The sequence below is a fragment of the Enterobacter sp. JBIWA005 genome (assembly GCF_019968805.1).
GTDB classification, from domain to species: domain Bacteria; phylum Pseudomonadota; class Gammaproteobacteria; order Enterobacterales; family Enterobacteriaceae; genus Enterobacter; species Enterobacter vonholyi.
The window spans coordinates 4,186,180-4,210,373 of sequence record NZ_CP074159.1; the positions used below are offsets into that span (position 1 = coordinate 4,186,180).

Sequence of the window (24,194 nt, forward strand, 5' to 3'; positions counted from 1 at the left end):
TAAGGCGAAGCCGCCGCCCGGCTTAAGCATTTAAAGTGAGCACAAGAAGCCCCATATATGAAGAATGCAACGTTCTACCTTCTGGACAACGACACCCATCAGGATGGCCTCAGCGCCGTCGAACAGCTGGTGTGTGAAATTGCCGCAGAACGTTGGCGCGCAGGCAAACGCGTGTTGATAGCCTGTGAAGATGAGCAGCAGGCGATTCGTCTCGATGAAGCGCTGTGGGCTCGCCCGCCGGAGAGTTTTGTTCCGCATAACCTGTCAGGCGAAGGTCCGCGCGGCGGGGCGCCGGTTGAAATTGCCTGGCCGCAAAAGCGCAACAGCAGCGCGCGCGACATTCTGATTAGCCTGCGGATAGATTTTGCAGATTTTGCCACCGCTTTCACAGAAGTGGTAGACTTTGTCCCTTACGAAGAATCTTTGAAACAACTGGCGCGCGAACGCTACAAAGCGTACCGCCTGGCTGGTTTTAACCTGAATACGGCAACCTGGAAATAATGGAAAAGACATATAACCCACGCGATATCGAACAGCCGCTTTACGAGCACTGGGAACAGCAGGGCTATTTCAAGCCTAACGGCGACGAAAGCAAAGAGTCCTTCTGCATCATGATCCCGCCGCCGAACGTCACCGGCAGTTTGCATATGGGTCATGCTTTCCAGCAGACCATCATGGACACCATGATCCGCTACCAGCGCATGCAGGGCAAAAACACCCTGTGGCAAGCGGGGACTGACCACGCGGGTATCGCGACCCAGATGGTGGTTGAGCGTAAAATTGCCGCTGAAGAAGGAAAAACCCGCCACGACTACGGTCGCGACGCTTTTATCGACAAAATCTGGCAGTGGAAAGCGGAATCTGGCGGCACCATTACCCGTCAGATGCGTCGTCTTGGCAACTCCGTGGACTGGGAGCGCGAGCGCTTTACCATGGATGAAGGCCTGTCCAATGCCGTTAAAGAAGTCTTCGTTCGCCTGTATAAAGAAGACCTGATTTACCGCGGCAAACGCCTGGTAAACTGGGATCCGAAACTTCGCACCGCCATCTCTGACCTGGAAGTGGAAAACCGCGAGTCTAAAGGCTCCATGTGGCACATCCGCTATCCGCTGGCCGACGGTGCAAAAACCGCCGACGGCAAAGATTACCTGGTGGTCGCGACCACCCGTCCGGAAACCCTGCTGGGCGATACCGGCGTGGCCGTTAACCCGGAAGATCCGCGTTATAAAGATTTGATCGGCAAATTCGTGGTGCTGCCGCTGGTAAACCGCCGTATTCCGATTGTGGGCGACGAACACGCCGACATGGAAAAAGGCACCGGCTGCGTGAAAATCACCCCGGCGCACGACTTCAACGACTATGAAGTGGGTCGTCGTCACGCCCTGCCGATGATCAACATCCTGACCTTCGACGGCGATATCCGCGAAAACGCAGAAGTGTACGACACCAAAGGCAACGAATCCGACGTTTATTCCAGCGATATCCCGGCGGAGTTCCAGAAGCTGGAACGTTTTGCCGCGCGTAAAGCGATCGTGGCTGCCGTTGACGCACTGGGCCTGCTGGAAGAGATCAAGCCTCACGACCTGACCGTGCCGTACGGCGACCGTGGTGGCGTGGTAATCGAGCCAATGCTGACCGACCAGTGGTACGTGCGTGCCGACGTGCTGGCGAAACCGGCTGTGGAAGCGGTTGAGAACGGCAGCATTCAGTTCGTGCCGAAGCAGTACGAAAACATGTACTTCTCCTGGATGCGCGATATTCAGGACTGGTGTATCTCTCGTCAGCTGTGGTGGGGTCACCGTATCCCGGCATGGTACGACAATGAAGGCAACGTCTACGTTGGCCGCAGCGAAGATGAAGTGCGTCAGGAAAACAACCTGAGCGCGGACGTTGCCCTGCGTCAGGACGAAGACGTGCTGGACACCTGGTTCTCCTCCGCGCTGTGGACCTTCTCCACCCTTGGCTGGCCAGAAAACACTGACGCGCTGCGTCAGTTCCACCCAACCAGCGTGATGGTGTCCGGTTTCGACATCATCTTCTTCTGGATTGCCCGCATGATCATGATGACCATGCACTTCATCAAAGACGAAGACGGCAAGCCGCAGGTTCCGTTCCATACCGTCTATATGACCGGTCTGATCCGCGACGACGAAGGCCAGAAGATGTCCAAGTCCAAGGGGAACGTTATTGACCCGCTGGACATGGTTGACGGTATCTCTCTGGAAGATCTGCTGGAAAAACGCACCGGCAACATGATGCAGCCGCAGCTGGCTGAGAAAATCCGCAGGCGCACCGAGAAGCAGTTCCCGAACGGGATCGAGTCCCACGGTACCGACGCCCTGCGCTTCACCCTGGCGGCACTGGCCTCTACCGGCCGTGACATCAACTGGGACATGAAGCGTCTGGAAGGTTACCGTAACTTCTGTAACAAGCTGTGGAACGCCAGCCGCTTCGTGCTGATGAACACCGAAGATCAGGATTGTGGCTTCAACGGCGGCGAAATGACGCTGTCTCTGGCTGACCGCTGGATCCTGGCGGAATTCAACCAGACGGTGAAAGCGTTCCGCGAGGCGCTGGACAGCTACCGCTTCGACATCGCGGCGGGCATCCTGTATGAATTCACCTGGAACCAGTTCTGCGACTGGTATCTGGAGCTGGCGAAGCCGGTCATGAACGGCGGCACTGAAGCGGAACTGCGCGGCACGCGCAACACGCTGATTACCGTTCTGGAAGGCCTGCTGCGCCTGGCGCACCCGGTTATTCCATTCATCACCGAGACCATCTGGCAGCGCGTGAAGGTGATTGCTGGCATCAACGCAGATACCATCATGCTGCAGCCGTTCCCGGAATTCGATGCGGCGAAAGTGGATGAAGCGGCATCAGCGGATACCGAGTGGCTGAAGCAGGCGATCGTTGCGGTACGTAACATCCGTGCTGAAATGAACATTGCCCCTGGCAAACCGCTGGAGCTGCTGCTTCGTGGCTGCAGCGAAGCTGCCGTTCGTCGCGTCACAGAGAACAACACCTTCCTGAAAACCATGGCGCGTCTGGAAAGCATCACCGTGCTGCCTGCGGATGACAAAGGTCCGGTTTCCGTGACCAAAATCATCGACGGCGCCGAGCTGCTGATCCCGATGGCGGGTCTGATCGACAAAGACGCCGAGCTGGCTCGTCTGGCGAAAGAAGTGGCGAAAGTCGACGTGGAAATTGGCAAAATCGAAAGCAAGCTGGCGAACGAAGGCTTTGTCGCCCGCGCGCCGGAAGCGGTCATCGCGAAAGAGCGTGAGCGTCTGGTTGCCTTCGCCGATGCGAAGACCAAGCTGATCGAGCAGCAGGCGGTTATCGCTGCCCTGTAATGCTTTTACCCCTTACGCTTCAGGGCGTAAGGGGTATCCTTCCTGAAAACTCCTCGCTTGCACTCCCCTTTCTGCGGTGCTATTAACAGCAGTTATGTGTCAATTTTTGTAATGAGTAATGCTATGAGCGTGATTACCCCCGTCGCGACGACGATGCGCCGGATCGCTGAGCAGGATAACCCGGCTATCGCCGCCGTTATCCGCACCGTTTCTGCCGAATATGGCCTGACGGCTGACAAAGGCTACACGGTTGCCGACCCGAACCTGGACGCGCTTTACCAGCTCTACAGCCAGCCAGGGCACGCCTACTGGGTAATCGAGCAGAACGGCCAGGTTGTCGGAGGCGGCGGCGTGGCGCCCCTCAGCTGCAGCGAGCCGGATATCTGCGAACTGCAGAAAATGTATTTTCTGCCAACGGCGCGCGGGCAAGGACTGGCGAAAAAGCTGGCGCTGATTGCTCTGGACCACGCGCGCAAGCAGGGCTTCACCCGCTGCTACCTTGAAACGACCGCGTTCCTCAAAGAGGCCATCGGCCTGTATGAACATCTGGGCTTTGAGCATATCGATGCGCCGCTGGGCTGTACCGGCCACGTTGATTGCGAAGTCAGAATGCTGAAAAGTCTGTAACTTTCGTTCCTGCCCTCTTCTGTTAAGCGGCTGTAAACTGAATGCTCTACACTCTCAGTTCACACCACAACGGGGGAAACACGATGTCGAAGATAAAAAGCTACGCCGCACCGCAGGCGGGTGCAGAACTTGAGCTGTACGAGTACGATGCGGGCGAACTAAAAGCAGAAGACGTCGAAGTACAGGTTGATTACTGCGGGATCTGCCACTCGGATCTCTCGATGATCGACAACGAATGGGGCTTCTCCAGCTATCCGCTGGTTGCCGGACACGAAGTCATTGGCCGCGTCGTGGCGCTCGGTAGCGCCGCGCAGGACAAAGGGCTGAAAGTGGGCCAGCGCGTGGGAATTGGCTGGACGGCACGCAGCTGTGGTCACTGCGACGCCTGTATCAGTGGAAATCAGATCAACTGCCTCGAAGGCGCCGTTCCTACCATCCTGAACAAAGGCGGTTTTGCCGATAAGCTGCGCGCCGACTGGCAATGGGTGATCCCGCTGCCGGAGAGCATTGATATCGAATCCGCCGGCCCGCTGCTGTGCGGCGGTATCACCGTCTTCAAGCCCCTGCTGATGCACCATATAACAGCCACCAGCCGCGTCGGCGTCATCGGTATCGGCGGACTGGGCCATATCGCCATTAAGCTGCTGCACGCGATGGGCTGCGAAGTCACGGCGTTCAGCTCGAACCCGGCGAAAGAGAAAGAAGTGCTGGCGATGGGGGCGGATAAAGTGGTGAACAGCCGCGATCCGCAGGCGCTGAACGCGCTGGCGGGCCAGTTTGATCTGATCATCAACACCGTTAACGTGGATCTCGACTGGCAGCCGTACTTTGAAGCGCTGGCCTACGGCGGTAACTTCCACACCGTGGGTGCGGTGATGAAGCCGCTGCCGGTTCCGGCGTTTACCCTGATCGGTGGGGATCGCAGCATATCCGGTTCTGCTACCGGTACGCCGTACGAGCTGCGCAAACTGATGAAATTCGCCGGACGCACCAAAGTGGCACCGACCACCGAACTGTATCCAATGTCGAAAATCAACGAAGCGATCCAGCACGTGCGCGACGGTAAAGCCCGCTACCGCGTGGTGCTGAAAGCGGATTTCTGATGTGAGTTTGCCGGGTGGCGGCTTCGCCTTACCCGGCCTACTTTCACTGCTGCGCCAATACGTTAAATACTTCCGCTATCGCGACCGCTCCAGGATCCATTACTCCATCCAGGTTCTCTTTATTGACATACGACGAGCGTCCCGCGCCGGCTTTCGCCATTTTCGCCGTTGCTTCGGCACCTTGCTGTGCTGCCTTCGCCGCTGCCTCGATATCTCCTTTCAGCAACGCCTCCAGCGCCGGTTGCAGCGCGTCGATCAGCGTGCGATCGCCGAGATCTGCCCCACCGTACTGCTTCATCTGCGCCAGTCCGCTGAGCAAGGCCTCAGGGAGAGGCTGACCATCGTGAAGCTTTTGCCCTGCCGCAGTGAAGAAGATCGACATCAGCACCCCGCTCGACCCGCCCATCACCGTCGCCAGCCGCTCGCCAACCAGCAGCAGCAGCTTAGACACATCATTAAGCGGGAGCGTGTTCTCCTCCAGGCGCTGCGCAATATCCCGCGCCCCTTGCGCAAAGGTGGAGCCGGTATCGCCATCCCCCACTTTGGCATCCAGCGCGTTCAGGCGGTTTTCCAGCTGGATCAGCGTTGTCGACACTGCGGAGACAAACGCACGCACCTGCGGATTGTCAGACGGGGTATATTCCACACGGTCATGAATGGCGCTATGCGTCACGGTACGCAGTGGCGCAAACGCCACGGGCTTCTGCCAGCCCAGCGTCTCGACATCGGCGTGAATCGCCTTTTCGAAGAAATCATTGAGCTTCAGCAGCGTCAGAGAAAAGCCTTTCATATCCAGCGCGCTGACCAGCGGCGCAGGGCCAATCAGGTACGCGATGTTCTCTTTCAGCGCCGAGTGCGCCAGCTCTTTGGTCAGCAGCGCCATCTCCAGCGCCGATACGCCGCCAAGATTGTTAATCAATACCGCAAAACGCCCTTCGCCCGCCTGCGCGCGTAACGGCGTCACTAGGGTGTCGATAATGGCTTTGCTGTTTTGCGTATCCACCACGGAAGCCCCGGGCTCGCCGTGAATGCCCAGGCCCAGCTCGACATGGCCTTGTTTAATCCGCCCCTCTTCATCGTCGCTGCCCGGCAGGTTGCACGTTTGCATCGCCACGCCCAGGCTCCAGAGGTTATCGCAGGCCTGTTGCGCAATATCCCGCACCTCGCTCAGCGATTTCCCCTGCTCCGCCGCATAGCCCGCAATCTTGTGCACCAGTGCCGTTCCGGCAATACCGCGCGGCTGCTTGTTATCCGGCAGCGCGATATCGTCCGCCACGATCACCATCTCCACCTTAAGACCGTAACGTTTAGCCTTTTCCGCCGCCAGACCAAAGTTCAGGCGATCGCCGGTGTAGTTTTTTACGATCAGCAGACAGCCCCGGTCGCCCGTGACCGCCACAATGGCATTCAGCACAGCATCCACGCTCGGCGAAGCAAAAAGATCGCCACACACTGCCGCCGTCAGCATCCCTTTGCCGACAAACCCGGCGTGCGCGGGTTCGTGGCCTGAGCCGCCGCCGGAGATCACCGCCACGCGGCTTTTGTCCCAGTCGCCGCGTGCGACGATCCTGATGGCCGGATCGATATCAAGCTTGACGAGATTGGCGTGTGGCGCAGAAAGCAGTATGCCTTCAATGGCATCGTTGACCAGCTGTTTACGACCGTTAAAGAAGAATCTGGACATAGTTTCCCACTATTTTGTGAACCGTATGCAAAAGCATAGTCCGCGCTGGATAATGCGCCGCAAAGTCAGGAATTTACTCAACCAAATTGCGGCCAGGTTGCCTATACTCCACCCAGGACTAAGAGAGGAAGCGCATCATGAGTACACCATTGTTAATTGCCAGGACGCTGGAAAAAGAGCTGTATTTACTGCCCGCGATGGCGAACCGCCACGGTCTGATCACCGGAGCGACCGGGACGGGGAAAACCGTCACCCTGCAAAAGCTGGCGGAGTCGCTTTCAGAGATTGGCGTACCGGTCTTTATGGCTGACGTGAAAGGCGATTTAACCGGTGTGGCTCAGGATGGGACGGCATCTGAAAAACTGCTCGAGCGGCTGAAAAATATTGGCATCACGGACTGGACCCCGCACGGTAACCCGGTGGTGGTGTGGGATATCTTTGGTGAGAAAGGCCACCCGGTGCGCGCCACCGTCTCCGATCTTGGCCCGCTGCTGCTGGCCCGTCTGCTTAACCTCAACGACGTGCAGTCCGGCGTGCTGAATATTATCTTCCGCATTGCCGACGATCAGGGACTGCTGCTGCTTGATTTCAAAGATCTACGCGCCATTACGCAATACATCGGCGATAACGCCAAATCCTTCCAGAACCAGTACGGCAATATCAGCAGCGCCTCGGTGGGCGCTATTCAGCGCGGTCTACTGACGCTTGAGCAGCAGGGGGCCGAACACTTCTTCGGCGAGCCGATGCTGGATATCAAGGACTGGATGCGCACCGACAGCAGCGGCAAAGGCATTATTAACATCCTGAGCTCAGAGAAGCTCTACCAGATGCCGAAACTCTACGCCGCCAGCCTGCTGTGGATGCTCTCCGAGCTCTATGAACAATTACCGGAAGCGGGCGATCTGGAAAAACCGAAGCTGGTGTTCTTCTTTGACGAAGCGCATCTGCTGTTTAACGACGCGCCGCAGGTATTGCTGGATAAAATTGAACAGGTCATTCGCCTGATCCGCTCCAAAGGCGTCGGCGTCTGGTTTGTCTCGCAAAACCCGTCCGATATCCCCGACAACGTGCTCGGGCAGCTCGGCAACCGCGTGCAGCATGCCCTGCGCGCCTTTACGCCAAAAGATCAGAAAGCGGTGAAAGCCGCCGCGCAAACCATGCGCGCCAATCCTGCCTTTGATACCGAAGCGGCGATTCAGGCGCTAGGCACCGGTGAAGCGCTGATCTCGTTCCTGGATGCGAAGGGCAGCCCGTCTGTGGTAGAACGCGCCATGGTGATCGCGCCTTGCTCGCGCATGGGGCCGGTGACCGACGATGAGCGCAACGGCCTGATTAACCACTCTCCGGTTTACGGGAAATACGAAGACGAGGTGGATCGCGAGTCCGCGTTCGAGATGCTGCAAAAAGGGGTCCAGGCGACAACAGAATCGCAGGATGCGCCTGCCGCTAAAGGGCAATCTGTCGCCGTCGATGACGGCATTCTCGGTGGGCTCAAAGACATTCTGTTCGGCAGCACCGGGCCGCGCGGCGGCAAGCGCGATGGCGTGGTGCAGACCATGGCGAAAAGCGCAGCCCGACAGGTCACCAATCAAATCGTGCGCGGCATGCTGGGGAGTTTGCTAGGCGGCCGTCGCCGCTAGACGAGGAATCCAGGGGCGGCCCAGCGCCGAACCCTGTACGCCGTTCTCCTGCAGATAGCGGTCAATTTCCACCATCCCCGTCCAGCGGTTTTCACACCATAGCGGTGCCAGAAGCGTTGGACGGCGGACACTGGCCGAGATGCGATGGTAGACAATATCCGGCGGCGTATGGCGAATCATCTCCCCCGCTGTCACCGTATAGTCTTCAAGCTCAATATCGCTTAACCGCCCAGCCTCCCAGGCTTTCGCCATAATACTGCCCTTCACGATATGCAGCGGGTGCAGCTTAATGCCGTCCACGCCGGTTTCAACCACCTTTTCGAGCGTTTCAAGACCATGCTGTTGACCCTCGCCGGGTAACCCAACAATCAGATGCGAGCAGACCTTCAGCCCGCGCTCGCGGGCCAGGCGCGCGGTGCGCTGGTAGCAGGCGAAATCATGGCCACGGTTAACACGGTGCAGCGTTTTGTCGTGCGCGGTCTGCAAGCCCAGCTCCAGCCAGATCTCGTAGCCTTGTTCTTTGTACTCGCTGAGCAGGTCCAGCACCGCGTCCGGTACGCAGTCCGGGCGTGTGCCCACGCAAAGCCCAACAATATTGGCCTGGCTGACGGCCTGCTGATACATCGAACGCAATACCTGCACCTCCGCCCACGTGCTGGTGTAGGCCTGGAAATAGGCCAGATATTGCTTCGCGCGGTTCACCAGGCTGGCCTGGTGGGCAAGCTGCTCAGCGATAGAATGGTGCTGCTGCGCCTCATCGGCAAACGACGCGACGTTACAGAAGGTGCAGCCGCCGCGCCCGATGGTGCCATCGCGATTCGGGCAGCTAAACCCGCCGTGCAGCGTCAGCTTATGAACCTTTTGCCCGTACCGCTGCAAAAGATCCCCACCAAACATATTGACTAATTTCTGTAACTGCATAATCTGATAGACCGTCCCGGAGAAAGGGGACAAGCCTGCCACTTTTAGCCTCTGTCGGCGATGACCTGGATCAATCGCCCTGGACGGCCTTTATCCATGTGAATAAATACTCACGATTACTGCAATTTCATTCACGCCTCCTGTGATTACTTTTCCTTATGTTCTGATTGTTTTTTTCATTTATAGCGCTACCACTGAAAAACAGTGGGTTTATGCGGGTTTGCATCCATTGCCAGATTATTGTTCTGCTATAAAACCGCTATTCAGCACGCTACATTGATAATACCGCTTTCATATAGTGAGTCAGATCACACTCCGCTGCTCGCTCTCAGGTCATTCAATCTATGTAAAAATAGTTAAATACACTTAAAATACAATGACATAGACTCTCTTTAGCACATTTTTGTATAAATAAGATTGCCATTTGACCTGTGTACCAATTCCCGATAAGTTGGAAATCCGCTGGAAGCTTTCTGGATGAGCGGCCTGCTCATCATATTTATGCAGTAATTGAGATTCCCTCTGAAGCAAGTCCTCAAACTTGTTTACCTGCGCGAAAGGATGAAAAAGAGGGCGAATGCGAGGTCCGCGTATGAAACGCAAACCCCGTCGCCATGCTCTTTCTGTGCCTGTGCGCCACGGTAAAGTTCAGTGGGAAGCCCGACGAGCCTGGGGAGGTTCACTGATATGTTGTACGATAAATCCCTTGAGAAGGATAACTGTGGTTTCGGCCTGATCGCCCACATAGAAGGCGAACCTAGCCACAAGGTAGTGCGTACTGCTATTCACGCACTGGCCCGTATGCAGCACCGTGGCGCCATCCTTGCCGATGGTAAAACCGGCGACGGTTGCGGCCTGCTGCTGCAAAAACCGGATCGTTTCTTCCGCATCGTGGCGGAAGAGCGCGGCTGGCGTTTAGCCAAAAACTACGCTGTCGGCATGCTGTTCCTGAATCAGGATCCTGAAAAGGCTGCCGCCTCACGCCGCATCGTCGAAGAAGAACTTCAGCGTGAAACCCTGTCAATTGTCGGCTGGCGCGATGTGCCAACCAACGAAGGGGTGCTCGGTGAAATCGCCCTCTCCTCGCTGCCTCGTATTGAACAGATTTTCGTCAACGCGCCTGCGGGCTGGCGTCCACGTGATATGGAACGCCGTCTGTTTATCGCCCGCCGCCGCATTGAAAAACGTCTCCAGGACGATAAAGAGTTCTACGTCTGTAGCCTCTCTAACCTGGTGAACATCTATAAAGGTCTGTGTATGCCGGCTGACCTGCCGCGCTTCTACCTGGACCTGGCGGACCTGCGTCTGGAATCGGCCATTTGCCTGTTCCACCAGCGCTTCTCCACCAACACCGTACCACGCTGGCCGCTGGCTCAGCCGTTCCGCTACCTGGCGCACAACGGCGAGATCAACACCATCACAGGTAACCGCCAGTGGGCCCGCGCCCGTACCTATAAGTTCCAGACGCCACTGATCCCTGACCTGCACGATGCCGCGCCGTTCGTGAACGAAACCGGCTCGGACTCCAGTTCGATGGATAACATGCTGGAACTGCTGCTGGCGGGCGGGATGGATATCGTGCGCGCCATGCGTCTGCTCGTGCCGCCAGCCTGGCAGAACAACCCGGATATGGATCCTGAGCTGCGCGCGTTCTTCGACTTTAACTCCATGCACATGGAGCCGTGGGACGGCCCGGCGGGCATCGTTATGTCCGACGGACGTTTTGCCGCCTGTAACCTGGACCGTAACGGTCTGCGTCCGGCGCGCTACGTTATCACCAAAGACAAGCTCATCACCTGCGCCTCTGAAGTCGGCATCTGGGATTACCAGCCTGACGAAGTGGTCGAGAAAGGCCGCGTCGGTCCGGGCGAGCTGATGGTTATCGACACCCGCGGCGGGCGCATCCTGCACTCCGCCGAAACCGACAACGATCTGAAGAGCCGCCACCCGTACAAAGAGTGGATGGAAAAGAACGTGCGTCGCCTGGTGCCGTTCGAAGATCTTACGGACGAAGAAGTGGGCAGCCGGGAGCTGGACGACGATACTCTCGCGAGCTACCAGAAGCAGTTTAACTACAGCGCGGAAGAGCTGGACTCTGTCATCCGCGTGCTCGGTGAAAACGGCCAGGAAGCGGTCGGCTCGATGGGTGACGATACCCCGTTTGCCGTGCTCTCCAGCCAGCCGCGCATCATTTACGACTACTTCCGCCAGCAGTTCGCGCAGGTGACCAACCCGCCAATCGATCCGCTGCGTGAAGCGCACGTGATGTCGTTGGCCACCAGCATCGGTCGTGAGATGAACGTCTTTTGCGAGGCCGAAGGCCAGGCGCATCGTCTGACCTTTAAATCGCCGATCCTGCTGTATTCAGATTTCAAACAGCTCACCACCATGAAAGAGGAGCACTACCGCGCCGACACGCTCGACATTACCTTCGACGTGAACGAAGCGAGCCTTGAAGACACGGTGAATGCGCTGTGTGACAAAGCCGAACAGATGGTGCGTAACGGCACCGTGCTGCTGGTGTTGTCCGACCGTAATATCGCGAAAAACCGTCTGCCTGTACCTGCCCCGATGGCGGTCGGCGCTATCCAGACGCGTTTGGTCGATAAGAGCCTGCGCTGCGACGCGAACATCATTGTTGAAACCGCAAGCGCCCGCGACCCGCATCACTTTGCCGTGCTGTTGGGCTTCGGCGCGACGGCGATCTACCCGTACCTGGCCTACGAAACGCTGGCCCGTCTGGTGGATACCCGCGCGATCGACAAAGATTACCGCGCGGTGATGCTGAACTACCGTAACGGCATCAACAAAGGTCTGTACAAGATCATGTCCAAAATGGGCATCTCAACCATTGCCTCCTACCGCTGTTCTAAGCTGTTTGAAGCGGTCGGCCTGCATGACGAGGTTGCCAACCTCTGCTTCCAGGGCGTGGTCAGCCGCATCGGCGGCGCCGGTTTTGCGGACTTCCAGCAGGATCTGGTGAACCTGTCCAAGCGCGCCTGGCTGGCACGTAAGCCGCTGGATCAGGGCGGTCTGCTGAAATACGTTCACGGTGGCGAATACCACGCCTATAACCCGGACGTGGTGCGCACGCTGCAGCAGGCGGTTCAGAGCGGTGAATACAGCGATTATCAGCAGTACGCTGAGCTGGTGAATAACCGTCCGGCGGCGACGCTGCGCGACCTTATTGCCCTCAATCCGGGCGATGAAGCGGTCAGCATTGACGAAGTTGAGCCGGCATCGGAACTGTTCAAACGCTTCGATACCGCGGCGATGTCCATCGGCGCGCTGAGCCCGGAAGCTCACGAAGCGCTGGCGGAAGCCATGAACAGCATCGGCGGTAACTCTAACTCCGGCGAAGGCGGTGAAGATCCGGCCCGTTACGGCACGAATAAAGTGTCCCGTATCAAGCAGGTAGCATCCGGTCGCTTTGGCGTGACGCCTGCGTACCTGGTCAACGCCGACGTGATTCAGATTAAAGTTGCTCAGGGTGCTAAACCGGGCGAAGGCGGTCAGCTGCCGGGTGATAAAGTCACCCCGTACATCGCCAAACTGCGCTATTCCGTGCCGGGCGTGACGCTGATCTCCCCGCCGCCGCACCACGATATCTACTCTATCGAGGATCTGGCGCAGCTCATTTTCGACCTGAAACAGGTCAACCCGAAGGCGATGATCTCCGTGAAGCTGGTTTCCGAACCGGGCGTTGGCACCATCGCGACCGGCGTGGCGAAGGCCTATGCGGATCTCATCACCATTGCCGGTTATGACGGCGGTACCGGCGCAAGCCCGCTCTCCTCCGTGAAATATGCGGGTTGTCCGTGGGAGCTTGGCCTGGTGGAAACCCAGCAGGCGCTGGTGGCTAACGGTCTGCGTCATAAGATCCGTCTGCAGGTGGATGGCGGTCTGAAAACTGGCCTCGACATCATCAAGGCGGCGATCCTCGGTGCGGAAAGCTTCGGCTTCGGTACGGGTCCAATGGTCGCGTTGGGCTGTAAATACCTGCGTATTTGCCACCTGAACAACTGCGCAACCGGCGTTGCAACCCAGGACGAGAAGCTGCGTAAGAACCACTATCACGGCCTGCCGTTCAAAGTGACTAATTACTTTGAGTTCATCGCCCGCGAAACTCGCGAGCTGATGGCGCAGCTGGGCGTTAAACGTCTGGTGGACCTGATTGGCCGTACCGACCTGCTGAAAGAGCTGGAAGGCTTCACCGCCAAGCAGCAGAAGCTGGAGTTGAGCAAGCTGCTGGAAACCGCGCAGCCGCATCCTGGCAAAGCGGTCTACTGCACCGAGAACAACCCGCCGTTTGATAACGGCGTGCTGAACGCACAGTTGCTGCAGCAGGCGAAGCCGTACGTGGACGACAAGCAGAGCAAAACGTTCTGGTTTGATATCCGTAACACCGACCGTTCCGTGGGTGCATCGCTCTCCGGCTACATCGCGCAGACGCACGGTGACCAGGGGCTGGCGTCGGATCCGATTACCGCGCATTTCAGCGGTACCGCGGGTCAGAGCTTCGGCGTGTGGAACGCAGGTGGTGTTGAGCTGTACCTGACCGGCGATGCCAACGACTACGTCGGTAAAGGCATGGCGGGCGGTCTGCTGGCGGTGCGTCCTCCGGTCGGCTCAGCCTTCCGCAGCCATGAAGCCAGCATCATCGGTAACACCTGCCTGTACGGCGCGACCGGCGGTCGTCTGTTTGCAGCAGGCCGTGCGGGCGAGCGTTTTGCGGTGCGTAACTCCGGTGCCATCACCGTGGTGGAAGGCATTGGCGATAACGGTTGTGAATACATGACGGGCGGGATTGTTTGCGTTCTGGGTAAAACCGGCGTGAACTTCGGCGCAGGCATGACGGGCGGTTTTGCCTACGTCCTGGATGAAGACGGTGAGTTCCGCAAACGCGTGAACCCGGAGCTGGTGGAAGTGCTGGACGTTGACACGCTGGCCATTCACGAAGAACACCTGCGCGGTTTAATTACCGAACACGTGCAGCATACCGGTTCTTCGCGCGGCGAAGAGATCCTGGCGAACTGGCCGGCGTTCTCTGCGAAATTCGCGCTGGTTAAGCCGAAGTCCAGCGATGTTAAAGCCCTGTTGGGTCACCGTAGTCGTAGCGCAGCAGAGCTGCGCGTGCAGGCGCAGTAAGGAATTCAGATGAGCCAGAACGTATACCAGTTTATCGACCTGCAGCGTGTTGATCCCCCAAAGAAACCGCTGAAGATCCGCAAAATTGAATTTGTTGAAATCTACGAGCCGTTTTCAGAAGGCCAGGCCAAAGCACAGGCGGACCGCTGCCTGTCCTGCGGTAACCCTTACTGCGAATGGAAATGTCCGGTACACAACTACATCCCGAACTGGCTGAAGCTGGCCAATGAAGGGCGTATTTTTGAAGCCGCCGAGCTGTCTCACCAGACCAACACCCTGCCGGAAGTGTGCGGCCGCGTATGTCCTCAGGACCGTCTGTGCGAAGGCTCCTGTACGCTGAACGACGAGTTCGGTGCGGTGACCATCGGCAACATCGAGCGCTATATCAACGATAAAGCGTTCGAGATGGGCTGGCGTCCGGACATGACCGGCGTGAAGCAAACCGACAAGCGCGTGGCGATCATCGGCGCGGGCCCAGCGGGCCTGGCCTGTGCGGACGTGCTGACCCGCAACGGCGTGAAGGCGGTGGTCTTTGACCGTCATCCGGAAATCGGCGGTCTGCTGACCTTCGGTATCCCGGCCTTCAAGCTGGAAAAAGAGGTCATGACCCGTCGCCGTGAAATTTTCACCGGCATGGGCATTGAGTTCAAGCTGAACGTGGAAGTAGGCCGCGACGTGCAGCTCGACGACCTGCTGAAGGATTACGACGCCGTGTTCCTCGGCGTGGGCACCTATCAGTCCATGCGCGGTGGTCTGGAGAACGAAGACGCGCCGGGCGTTTATGATGCCCTGCCGTTCCTGATTGCCAATACCAAGCAGATCATGGGCTACGGCGAAACCGCCGATGAGCCGTTCGTCAGCATGGAAGGCAAACGCGTGGTGGTGCTGGGCGGCGGTGATACCGCGATGGACTGCGTGCGTACCTCCATTCGTCAGAATGCGGCACACGTGATCTGCGCCTATCGTCGTGACGAAGAGAACATGCCGGGCTCTAAGCGCGAAGTGAAAAACGCGCGTGAAGAGGGCGTGGAGTTCCAGTTCAACATCCAGCCTCTGGGTATTGAAGTGAACGCCAACGGTAAAGTGAGCGGCGTGAAGATGGCGCGTACCGAGATGGGCGCACCGGATGCGAAAGGCCGTCGTCGCGCCGAGATCGTTGCCGGTTCTGAACACGTGATCCCGGCCGATGCCGTGGTGATGGCGTTCGGTTTCCGCCCTCACAGCATGGAGTGGCTGGCGAAGCACAGCGTTGAGCTGGATTCGCAGGGCCGCGTAATCGCGCCAGAAGGCAGCGATAATGCGTTCCAGACCAGCAACCCGAAAATCTTCGCCGGTGGCGATATCGTTCGCGGTTCAGACCTGGTGGTGACGGCGATTGCCGAAGGCCGCAAGGCGGCTGACGGGATCCTGAATTACCTGGAAGTGTAAAAAAAACAGGCCCGATTGGGCCTGTTTTTTATTTCACGACGCGAAGAGCCGGACGACCACCGCGCGGAGGCGGATCGTCATCAGGGTCATTGTCATCGTGATGATCGGGTTTATCGCCATCGATAAGTGACATCACCGTGTCGCTTTCGCGCTCATCAGATGCATTCTCATCATTCAGGCTGGCAACCTCTTCATCATACGCCGCTTCCGGCTCGAACATAGTTCCCGCACCGTTTTCACGGGCGTAGATGGCCAGCACAGCGGCCAGCGGAACGGAAACCTGACGCGGCACGCCGCCAAAACGCGCGTTGAAGCGCACTTCATCGTTCGCCAGCTCCAGGTTACCCACCGCGCGCGGGGCGATGTTCAGTACGATCTGCCCGTCACGTGCGTATTCCATTGGAACCAGCACGCCCGGCAACGTCACATCCACAACCAAGTGCGGCGTGAGCTGGTTATCCAGCAGCCATTCATAGAAGGCGCGCAGCAGATAAGGACGGCGTGGGGTAAGTTGTGACATTTCCACAGTCATTAGCCTCGGCCGAGACGCATTTCACGTTCCGGTTCAGTTAAGGATGCCAGGAAAGAGTCGCGCTCAAAGACGCGAGTCATGTAGCCCTTCAGCTCTTTCGCGCCAGGACCGCTGAACTCTACGCCCAGGGTCGGCAGACGCCACAACAGCGGTGCCAGGTAGCAATCCACCAGGCTGAACTCATCGCTCAGGAAGAACGGTTTCTGACCAAACACCGGGGCGATTGCCAGCAGCTCTTCACGCAGTTGCTTACGCGCAGCGTCAGCTTCAGAAGCGGAACCGCTGGTAATCACGTTCATCAGCGAGTACCAGTCTTTTTCGATACGCTGCATGTACAGGCGGCTTTCACCACGCGCGACAGGGTAAACAGGCATCAGCGGCGGATGCGGGAAACGCTCATCCAGATATTCCATAATGATACGGGATTCCCACAGGGTCAGCTCGCGATCCACCAGCGTCGGTACGCTTTGGCTCGGGTTGAGATCGATCAGATCCTGAGGCGGGTTATCCTTTTCCACATGCTCGATCTCAAAACTGACACCCTTCTCGGCCAGCACGATACGAACCTGATGGCTATAAATGTCAGTAGGACCAGAAAACAGCGTCATTACCGAACGTTTGTTGGCAGCGACAGCCATGAAAACCTCCAGGTATATTCAGAATTTTTACTGCTACCAGCCCAACAGGGGCCAGCCAGATGTTGTATCGCCCATCCCAGAGAAAACACATTGTTCAAGAATCGAACAAAAATCGAGTATTCACCGATATTTGGGCAGAAAATTGGATGATAGTTTACCAGATTTTGATGGCTTTGTGGTGAGGGGATTCTGGAAATGTGGAAAAAGAGAAGATATATGCATGGATATTGTGGATAACCTGCGCATTATCCATAAAAAAACCCGCCGAAGCGGGTTTTTCGCCAATCGTTCTGCGTAAGCAGAATGGATTAACGTTTGGAGAACTGTGGACGACGACGTGCTTTACGCAGACCCACTTTCTTACGTTCAACCTGACGCGCGTCACGAGTAACGAAGCCAGCTTTACGCAGTTCAGAACGCAGGGATTCGTCGTACTCCATCAGAGCGCGGGTGATACCGTGACGGATCGCACCTGCCTGACCGGAGATACCACCACCTTTAACGGTGATGTACAGATCCAGTTTTTCTACCATGTCAACCAGTTCCAGCGGCTGGCGAACTACCATGCGGGCAGTTTCGCGACCGAAGTATTGTTCCAGAGAACGCTGGTTGATTACGATTTTACCACTGCCCGGTTTGATGAAAACGCGAGCTGCGGAACTTTTGCGGCGACCAGTGCCGTAGTATTGATTTTCAGCCATTGCCTATAATCCCGATTAGATGTCAAGAACTTGCGGTTGCTGTGCCGCGTGATTGTGCTCGTTGCCTGCGTAAACTTTCAGTTTACGGAACATAGCACGACCCAGCGGGCCTTTTGGCAGCATGCCTTTAACCGCGATTTCAATCACACGCTCAGGACGGCGGGCAATCATCTCTTCAAAGGTCGCTTCTTTGATACCACCGATGTGGCCGGTGTGGTGGTAGTACATTTTGTCAGTACGCTTGTTGCCGGTTACAGCAACTTTATCAGCGTTCAGAACGATGATGTAATCACCGGTATCAACGTGCGGAGTGTATTCCGCTTTATGCTTACCGCGCAGGCGACGAGCCAGTTCAGTAGCCAGACGGCCCAGAGTTTTACCGGTCGCGTCAACAACATACCAGTCGCGCTGTACGGTTTCTGGTTTAGCTGTAAAAGTTTTCATTAAAAGCTTACCCAAATAATAAGTTACACGTTGGTGAACACCCAAACGTTTAGTCAGTTGAGGTTCACACGACAAAGTCCGGCAAACCTACCCCTTCGAATAGCACATGCCGACACATAGAAAGTTTCGGGAAAAAAACCTTCTCGTAACGTGGGGTCGCAAGATTATAGAGAAGTTGAGGTCAAAGATCGACCCTTAAATGTGATTTGGAATGGGTTTTTCGGGGCCACGGAAAATGCCGGGTGGCGGCTGCGCCTTACCCGGCCTACAAGGCTCCCTTCTCAGGGAGAGGATGGTATTTATTACGGCATATGCTCCAGCTTCAGGTATTCCTCACTCTGCATCTCCTGCAGGCGAGACAGGCAGCGCTGGAACTCAAACTTCAGCCGCTCTCCCTGGTAAATCTCATATAAAGGTACCTCGGCGCTGACCACCAGCTTGACGTGGCGCTCATAAAACTCGTCCACCAGCGCAATGAAGCGTCGTGCTTCGCTCTCCATCAGCCGCGTCATCACCGGCACATCCAGCACCATCACGGTGTGGAACAGACGTGAAAGCGCAATGTAGTCGTGCTGGCTGCGGGCATCCACGCAAAGCGTCCTAAAGGAGACCGCCAGCGTTTGGTTTTCGACGCCAAGGGTGAGGAGCGGGCGATGGTTAATCTCGAGCTCCGGGGCGTGCTCGCGTTTTGCTCCCGCCAGCGCCAGCCAAAGTTTATCCATCTCGCGGGTGGTATCGGCATTTAGCGGCGAAAGCCACAGGTGCGCCTGGGTCAGCGTGCGCAGACGATAATCGACACCGGCATCGACGTTCATAATGTCACAATGCTGTTTGATAGCGTCAATGGCGGGCAGGAAGCGTGCCCGCTGCAGGCCGTTGCGGTACAGATCGTCCGGCGGGATATTCGAGGTGGCCACCAGCGTAATTCCGCGGGCAAATAACGCCTTCATCAGGCCGCCTAACAGCATGGCATCGGTGATGTCAGACACAAAAAACTCATCGAAGCAGAGTACGTCCGTTTCCGCCTTGAACCGGTCGGCCACAATCTCCAGCGGATCGCTTTTACCCTGCAGCGCAGTCAGCTCTTCATGCACCCGCAGCATAAAACGATGGAAGTGCAGACGCTGTTTACGTGTACCTGGCAGGCTCTGGTAGAACATGTCCATCAGCCAGGTTTTTCCGCGACCGACCCCGCCCCACATGTATAAACCGCGCGCCGGCGCGTGAGCCTGTGGCGCTTTTTTACCGAGCAACCGCCCAAACGCCGCCTTTAGCCCGCCATTCTGTTCGGTTTCAGCGGGTTTTGCCGTGAGCTCCTGGTAAATCATCTCCAGACGGTTTACCGCCTCACGTTGAACGTCATCAGGCTGATGAGTGCCCTCGCTAAGGGCCAGTTGATATCGCGATGCAGGGGACAGGTTTTGCATAATCTTATTATTATTCCTTCAATTAACGCTCACCAGCAGACGTGACTGATGAAAAAAAGGCCGTTCTACACTACGCGATGATACGTCAGGATTCCACTTCTGCAGAAATAGCGGTTATAGTGGCATTATCAGGCACAGGCAGGAGCCGAGCCAACACCCTACGGAACAACAAGACAACGGGAGAAGTTCATGACCTGGGAATATGCGCTAATCGGTTTAGTCGTCGGCATCGTCATCGGTGCTGTGGCCATGCGTTTCGGTAATCGCAAATTGCGTCAGCAGCAGTCACTGCAGTACGAACTGGAAAAGAACAAAGCCGAGCTGGAAGAGTATCGTGAAGAGCTGGTCAGCCATTTTGCCCGCAGCGCCGAGCTGCTGGACAACATGGCGACCGACTATCGTCAGCTGTATCAACATATGGCAAAAAGCTCCAGCAGCCTGCTGCCGGAAATGACCGCTGAAACTAACCCATTCCGCAACCGTCTGGCTGACTCTGAGGCCGGTAACGATCAGGCGCCCGTTCAGATGCCTCGCGACTACTCCGATGGCGCGTCCGGCCTGCTGCGCGGCGGTGTAAAACGCGATTAATCGCACAACCTGAATTTATTTTACGGGCGCAGCGATTGCGCCCGTCCTTTCTTCATGACCCCAGCTATCATTTAGTTAAACACCTCATTGTTCAGCGGTTTAAAATTCAATAACATCAACGTGTTTTTGGGGCCGTTTTTCCTTTATTCCAGGTTACGAGAGTCAACATCGATGAAGAAAAAAAACCAGCTGTTGAGCGCTATCGCGTTAAGTGTCGGGTTATCTCTCTCGGCGTCCGTCCCTGTATTCGCTGCTCTCCCCTCCCAGGTGCCTGGCCAGGCGGCCATTCCCAGCCTCGCGCCCATGCTGGAAAAAGTGTTGCCTGCGGTCGTCAGCGTTCAGGTTGAAGGCACGGCGGTACAAAGCCAACGCGTCCCTGAAGAACTGAAAAAATATTTTGGCGATGAGTCTCCCGACCAGCAGGCGCAGCCTTTTGAAGGCCTGGGCTCTGGCGTCATTATTGATGCAGCTAAAGGCTATATTCTGACTAACAACCATGTCATCAGCCAGGCCGATAAAATAAGCGTCCAGCTAAACGATGGCCGCGAATTTGATGCCAAACTGATTGGCGGCGATGACCAGAGCGACATCGCGCTGCTGCAGGTGCAAAACCCGAGCAATCTGACCCAGATTGCCATCGCGGATTCTGACAAACTGCGCGTCGGCGACTTTGCCGTCGCCGTGGGCAACCCCTTTGGCTTAGGGCAAACCGCCACCTCCGGGATCGTCTCCGCGCTGGGGCGTAGCGGCCTGAATCTGGAGGGGTTGGAAAACTTTATCCAGACCGATGCCTCAATCAACCGTGGAAACTCCGGCGGGGCATTGCTCAACCTTAACGGCGAGCTGATTGGGATTAACACGGCGATTCTGGCACCGGGCGGCGGCAGCATCGGGATCGGTTTTGCTATCCCCAGCAATATGGCCAAAACCCTGGCGCAGCAGCTGATCCAGTTCGGTGAAATCAAACGCGGGCTGCTGGGCATTAAAGGTATGGAGATGAGCGCTGATATCGCAAAAGCGTTCAACATCAATGTACAGCGCGGGGCGTTTGTCAGTGAAGTGCTGCCAAACTCCGGTTCCGCAAAAGCGGGCGTGAAATCGGGGGATGTGATCGTCAGCCTGAACGACAAACCGCTGAACAGCTTTGCAGAACTGCGTTCGCGGATTGCCACAACCGAACCTGGCGCCAAAGTGAAGCTGGGCCTGATACGTGACGGTAAGCCGTTTGACGTTGAAGTGACGCTGGATAAGAGCACCTCTTCCTCGGCCAGCGCGGAGCTTATTGCCCCGGCGCTGCAAGGGGCTACGTTGAGCGACGGGCAGCTGAAAGACGGTACGAAAGGCATTAGCATCGACACCGTCGAGAAGAGCAGCCCTGCCGCGCAGGCCGGATTGCATCAGGATGACGTGATCATCGGTGTAAACCGCAATCGCGTGCAGTCTATTGCCGAACTGCGCAAGGTGCTGGAAAGCAAACCGGCGGTTGTTGCCCTGCAGGTCATGCGCGGCAATGAGTCTATCTATATTCTGTTGCGCTAAGCATTTGCGATCCGGACATCACCGCTGCATGTGATGTCCGGATAACTCATGTTATGCTGCAAATCGTTCCTTTTTTAACGAAACGCGCATCATGCTTTCAAAGCTCTTACGTTCTATTGTCATCGGTTTGATTGTCGCTGGCCTGCTGCTGCTGGCGCTGCCGTCTTTACGTCAGTTCAATAAACTGTCTGCTCCCCAGTTTGATAGCACGGATGAAACGCCGGCCACCTATAACCAGGCCGTCCGCCGAGCCGCCCCCGCCGTAGTTAACGTCTATAACCGTGGCCTGAATAGCTCAGCCCACAACCAGCTGGAGATCCGCACCCTCGGCTCCGGCGTGATCATGGACGAGCGCGGCTACATTATTACTAACAAGCACGTGATAAATGACGCCGACCAGATCATCGTCGCCCTGCAGGATGGCCGCGTGTTTGAGGCATTACTCGTTGGGTCTGACAGCCTGACCGATCTGGCCGTCCTGAAGATTAACGCCACGGGCGGTTTGCCGGTCATCCCGATCAACCGTAAACGTACCCCGCATATTGGTGATGTCGTCCTGGCGATTGGTAACCCTTACAACCTGGGCCAGACCATCACCCAGGGGATTATCAGCGCGACCGGTCGTATCGGCCTCAACCCATCCGGACGGCAGAATTTCCTGCAAACCGATGCCTCCATCAACCACGGTAACTCCGGCGGTGCGCTGGTCAACTCGCTGGGCGAACTGATGGGCATCAACACCCTCTCGTTCGACAAGAGCAACGACGGTGAGACGCCGGAAGGGATCGGCTTTGCCATTCCGTTCCAGCTGGCGACCAAAATTATGGATAAATTGATCCGCGACGGACGCGTGATCCGCGGCTATATCGGTATCGGCGGGCGCGAAATTGCGCCGATGCATACCCAGGGCGGCGGAATCGATCAGATCCAGGGCATCGTGGTTAACGAGGTGGCGCCAGGGGGTCCGGCTGCCAACGCGGGAATTCAGGTAAACGATGTGATTGTGTCGGTCAACGGCACGCCGGCGGTCTCTGCGCTGGAGACGATGGATCAGGTGGCGGAAATTCGCCCGGGTTCTATCATCCCTGTTGAGGTCATGCGCAACGATAAGAAACTGACGCTGCACGTAACGATTCAGGAATACCCGGCAACAAACTGACAGGCATAAAAAAACGGAGCGATAAGCTCCGTTTTTTGCCGGGAGACGGTTCGTATTACTTGTTAACGAACTCTTCGCCCAGGGTGATATCTTTCTTCAGCGTATCCAGCATGCCTTCCATCGCGTGTTGTTCAAACGCGCTCAGGGTACCAATGGATTTACGCTCTTCGATACCGTTTTTACCCAGCAGCAGCGGCTGAGAGAAGAAGCGAGCGTGTTCGCCATCGCCTTCAACGTAAGCGCATTCAACAACGCCTTTCTCGCCCTGCAGAGCGCGAACCAGTGACAGACCGAAACGTGCAGCCGCCTGGCCCATAGACAGGGTTGCAGAACCGCCACCCGCCTTCGCTTCCACCACTTCGGTGCCCGCGTTCTGGATGCGTTTAGTCAGGTCAGCCACTTCCTGCTCGGTGAAGCTCACGCCAGGGATCTGCGACAGCAGAGGCAGGATGGTGACGCCAGAGTGACCGCCGATGACCGGAACTTCCACTTCTGTTGGCTGTTTGCCTTTCAGCTCAGCAACAAAGGTGTTGGAACGGATGATATCCAGCGTGGTTACGCCGAACAGTTTGTTTTTGTCGTAAACACCTGCTTTCTTCAGCACTTCTGCCGCGATAGCAACGGTGGTGTTCACCGGGTTAGTGATGATACCGATGCACGCTTTCGGGCACACTTCAGCAATCTGCTGCACCAGGTTTTTCACGATGCCCGCGTTGACATTGAACAGGTCTGAACGATCCATGCCCGGCTTACGCGCTACGCCTGCAGAAATCAGCACCACGTCGGCACCCTGCAGTGCAGGACGTGCATCTTCACCGGAGAAGCCTTTGATTTTTACAGCAGTTGGGATGTGGCTCAGGTCAACCGCCACGCCTGGGGTTACCGGAGCAATATCGTACAGGGAGAGTTCTGAGCCTGAAGGCAGTTGGGTTTTCAGTAGTAGGGCAAGCGCCTGGCCGATACCACCAGCAGCGCCGAGGACTGCGACTTTCATCCTAAACTCCTTATTATGGTTAACTTAAGTATCTGTAAATCCGTTGCGGCGACCATAATTCAGCAAGTAAATAATTACAATTTTCGTAGCTAAAGAATTTGAGGTCACGCGACTTTATCTCTCACCAGAAAACTATCTGACGACAGAGAGCAACGCATTAAGAGGTGGTTACAATACACCCTGCCCCGCCACCAAAACAACATCATTTTGATAACATTTAATTTACTTTTAAGCTTATTTGCGCGGCGTGACCCAGGCATGTTTT

At 56.6% G+C, this 24,194-nt stretch carries 18 protein-coding genes; 10 read left to right on the forward strand and 8 right to left on the reverse strand.

The annotated features are described in order from the left end of the window. The first annotated feature begins 57 nt into the window (after window positions 1-57). From holC to KGP22_RS19930, 4 genes are all read left to right on the forward strand, one after another. The gene (gene holC / locus KGP22_RS19915; RefSeq protein WP_008502815.1) at window positions 58-501 is read left to right on the forward strand and encodes a DNA polymerase III subunit chi; all 444 of its coding nucleotides are present in this window, start codon (window positions 58-60) and stop codon (window positions 499-501) included. Continuing rightward, on the forward strand, window positions 501-3,356 hold the full coding sequence (locus KGP22_RS19920; protein WP_223580588.1) for a valine--tRNA ligase: 2,856 nt from the start codon (window positions 501-503) through the stop codon (window positions 3,354-3,356). The genes holC and KGP22_RS19920 overlap by 1 nt, the downstream gene beginning before the upstream one ends. Window positions 3,357-3,479: 123 nt before the next feature. After that, the gene (locus KGP22_RS19925; protein WP_045403561.1) at window positions 3,480-3,983 is read left to right on the forward strand and encodes a GNAT family N-acetyltransferase; all 504 of its coding nucleotides are present in this window, start codon (window positions 3,480-3,482) and stop codon (window positions 3,981-3,983) included. Window positions 3,984-4,066: 83 nt separating this feature from the next. Then, on the forward strand, window positions 4,067-5,086 hold the full coding sequence (locus KGP22_RS19930) for an NAD(P)-dependent alcohol dehydrogenase (protein ID WP_045403564.1): 1,020 nt from the start codon (window positions 4,067-4,069) through the stop codon (window positions 5,084-5,086). A 43-nt stretch (window positions 5,087-5,129) separates the two neighbouring features. Here KGP22_RS19930 and KGP22_RS19935 read toward each other — a convergent pair whose 3' ends face one another. Next, window positions 5,130-6,770, reverse strand: a complete 1,641-nt coding sequence (locus KGP22_RS19935) for a dihydroxyacetone kinase subunit DhaK (RefSeq protein WP_223580590.1) — start codon at window positions 6,768-6,770, stop codon at window positions 5,130-5,132. Window positions 6,771-6,907: 137 nt separating this feature from the next. Here KGP22_RS19935 and KGP22_RS19940 point away from each other — a divergent pair, with 137 nt between their 5' ends. Then, a complete protein-coding gene (locus KGP22_RS19940) occupies window positions 6,908-8,410 on the forward strand; it encodes a helicase HerA-like C-terminal domain-containing protein (RefSeq protein ID WP_115876361.1) in 1,503 nt (500 codons plus the stop codon). Here the strand turns inward: KGP22_RS19940 and KGP22_RS19945 are convergent. Further along, window positions 8,390-9,331 carry a TIGR01212 family radical SAM protein gene (locus KGP22_RS19945; RefSeq protein ID WP_223582486.1) on the reverse strand — a complete coding sequence of 314 codons (942 nt, stop codon included), beginning with the start codon at window positions 9,329-9,331 and terminating at the stop codon, window positions 8,390-8,392. The two genes, KGP22_RS19940 and KGP22_RS19945, sit on opposite strands and share 21 nt — an antisense overlap. Before the next feature lie 687 nt (window positions 9,332-10,018). On the opposite strand from KGP22_RS19945, the gene gltB reads away from it, so the two are divergent. Beyond that, on the forward strand, window positions 10,019-14,479 hold the full coding sequence (gene gltB / locus KGP22_RS19950) for a glutamate synthase large subunit (RefSeq protein WP_223580592.1): 4,461 nt from the start codon (window positions 10,019-10,021) through the stop codon (window positions 14,477-14,479). Between the two features lie 9 nt (window positions 14,480-14,488). Continuing rightward, window positions 14,489-15,907, forward strand: coding sequence for a glutamate synthase subunit GltD (gltD, locus tag KGP22_RS19955; protein WP_023309377.1), 1,419 nt, complete (start codon window positions 14,489-14,491; stop codon window positions 15,905-15,907). 28 nt (window positions 15,908-15,935) lie between these two features. Here gltD and sspB read toward each other — a convergent pair whose 3' ends face one another. The 5 genes from sspB to zapE all read right to left on the reverse strand — a co-directional run bounded on the left by sspB (window position 15,936) and on the right by zapE (window position 19,649). Then, window positions 15,936-16,433 carry a ClpXP protease specificity-enhancing factor gene (sspB, locus tag KGP22_RS19960; RefSeq protein ID WP_115876392.1) on the reverse strand — a complete coding sequence of 166 codons (498 nt, stop codon included), beginning with the start codon at window positions 16,431-16,433 and terminating at the stop codon, window positions 15,936-15,938. Window positions 16,434-16,438: 5 nt separating this feature from the next. Continuing rightward, window positions 16,439-17,077, reverse strand: coding sequence for a stringent starvation protein SspA (gene sspA, locus KGP22_RS19965; protein ID WP_014885418.1), 639 nt, complete (start codon window positions 17,075-17,077; stop codon window positions 16,439-16,441). 308 nt (window positions 17,078-17,385) lie between these two features. Beyond that, window positions 17,386-17,778 (reverse strand): 30S ribosomal protein S9, encoded by a 393-nt coding sequence (gene rpsI, locus KGP22_RS19970; RefSeq protein WP_003860436.1) that lies wholly within the window; start codon window positions 17,776-17,778, stop codon window positions 17,386-17,388. A gap of 15 nt (window positions 17,779-17,793) precedes the next feature. Next, window positions 17,794-18,222 (reverse strand): 50S ribosomal protein L13, encoded by a 429-nt coding sequence (gene rplM / locus KGP22_RS19975; protein ID WP_003860434.1) that lies wholly within the window; start codon window positions 18,220-18,222, stop codon window positions 17,794-17,796. 302 nt (window positions 18,223-18,524) lie between these two features. Further along, window positions 18,525-19,649 (reverse strand): cell division protein ZapE, encoded by a 1,125-nt coding sequence (zapE, locus tag KGP22_RS19980; RefSeq protein WP_223580594.1) that lies wholly within the window; start codon window positions 19,647-19,649, stop codon window positions 18,525-18,527. A 189-nt stretch (window positions 19,650-19,838) separates the two neighbouring features. Between zapE and zapG the strand changes: the two genes are divergently transcribed. The 3 genes from zapG (at window position 19,839) to degS (ending at window position 22,935) form a co-directional block, all read left to right on the forward strand. Further along, on the forward strand, window positions 19,839-20,237 hold the full coding sequence (gene zapG, locus KGP22_RS19985; protein WP_008502832.1) for a Z-ring associated protein ZapG: 399 nt from the start codon (window positions 19,839-19,841) through the stop codon (window positions 20,235-20,237). A gap of 171 nt (window positions 20,238-20,408) precedes the next feature. Next, on the forward strand, window positions 20,409-21,776 hold the full coding sequence (degQ, locus tag KGP22_RS19990; RefSeq protein WP_111964986.1) for a serine endoprotease DegQ: 1,368 nt from the start codon (window positions 20,409-20,411) through the stop codon (window positions 21,774-21,776). 91 nt (window positions 21,777-21,867) lie between these two features. Continuing rightward, window positions 21,868-22,935, forward strand: a complete 1,068-nt coding sequence (gene degS, locus KGP22_RS19995) for an outer membrane-stress sensor serine endopeptidase DegS (protein WP_111964987.1) — start codon at window positions 21,868-21,870, stop codon at window positions 22,933-22,935. A 55-nt stretch (window positions 22,936-22,990) separates the two neighbouring features. Here degS and mdh read toward each other — a convergent pair whose 3' ends face one another. Then, window positions 22,991-23,929: a malate dehydrogenase gene (gene mdh / locus KGP22_RS20000; RefSeq protein WP_008502835.1), complete on the reverse strand. Its 939-nt coding sequence runs from the start codon at window positions 23,927-23,929 to the stop codon at window positions 22,991-22,993. Window positions 23,930-24,194: the final 265 nt, after the last annotated feature.

Coding starts and splice junctions, on each gene's coding strand:
- holC (WP_008502815.1), top strand. CDS start 58: ATGAAGAATGCAACGTTCTACCTTCTGGACAACGACACCCATCAGGAT.
- KGP22_RS19920 (WP_223580588.1), top strand. CDS start 501: ATGGAAAAGACATATAACCCACGCGATATCGAACAGCCGCTTTACGAG.
- KGP22_RS19925 (WP_045403561.1), top strand. CDS start 3,480: ATGAGCGTGATTACCCCCGTCGCGACGACGATGCGCCGGATCGCTGAG.
- KGP22_RS19930 (WP_045403564.1), top strand. CDS start 4,067: ATGTCGAAGATAAAAAGCTACGCCGCACCGCAGGCGGGTGCAGAACTT.
- KGP22_RS19935 (WP_223580590.1), bottom strand. CDS start 6,770: ATGTCCAGATTCTTCTTTAACGGTCGTAAACAGCTGGTCAACGATGCC.
- KGP22_RS19940 (WP_115876361.1), top strand. CDS start 6,908: ATGAGTACACCATTGTTAATTGCCAGGACGCTGGAAAAAGAGCTGTAT.
- KGP22_RS19945 (WP_223582486.1), bottom strand. CDS start 9,331: ATGCAGTTACAGAAATTAGTCAATATGTTTGGTGGGGATCTTTTGCAG.
- gltB (WP_223580592.1), top strand. CDS start 10,019: ATGTTGTACGATAAATCCCTTGAGAAGGATAACTGTGGTTTCGGCCTG.
- gltD (WP_023309377.1), top strand. CDS start 14,489: ATGAGCCAGAACGTATACCAGTTTATCGACCTGCAGCGTGTTGATCCC.
- sspA (WP_014885418.1), bottom strand. CDS start 17,077: ATGGCTGTCGCTGCCAACAAACGTTCGGTAATGACGCTGTTTTCTGGT.
- rpsI (WP_003860436.1), bottom strand. CDS start 17,778: ATGGCTGAAAATCAATACTACGGCACTGGTCGCCGCAAAAGTTCCGCA.
- rplM (WP_003860434.1), bottom strand. CDS start 18,222: ATGAAAACTTTTACAGCTAAACCAGAAACCGTACAGCGCGACTGGTAT.
- zapE (WP_223580594.1), bottom strand. CDS start 19,649: ATGCAAAACCTGTCCCCTGCATCGCGATATCAACTGGCCCTTAGCGAG.
- zapG (WP_008502832.1), top strand. CDS start 19,839: ATGACCTGGGAATATGCGCTAATCGGTTTAGTCGTCGGCATCGTCATC.
- degQ (WP_111964986.1), top strand. CDS start 20,409: ATGAAGAAAAAAAACCAGCTGTTGAGCGCTATCGCGTTAAGTGTCGGG.
- degS (WP_111964987.1), top strand. CDS start 21,868: ATGCTTTCAAAGCTCTTACGTTCTATTGTCATCGGTTTGATTGTCGCT.
- mdh (WP_008502835.1), bottom strand. CDS start 23,929: ATGAAAGTCGCAGTCCTCGGCGCTGCTGGTGGTATCGGCCAGGCGCTT.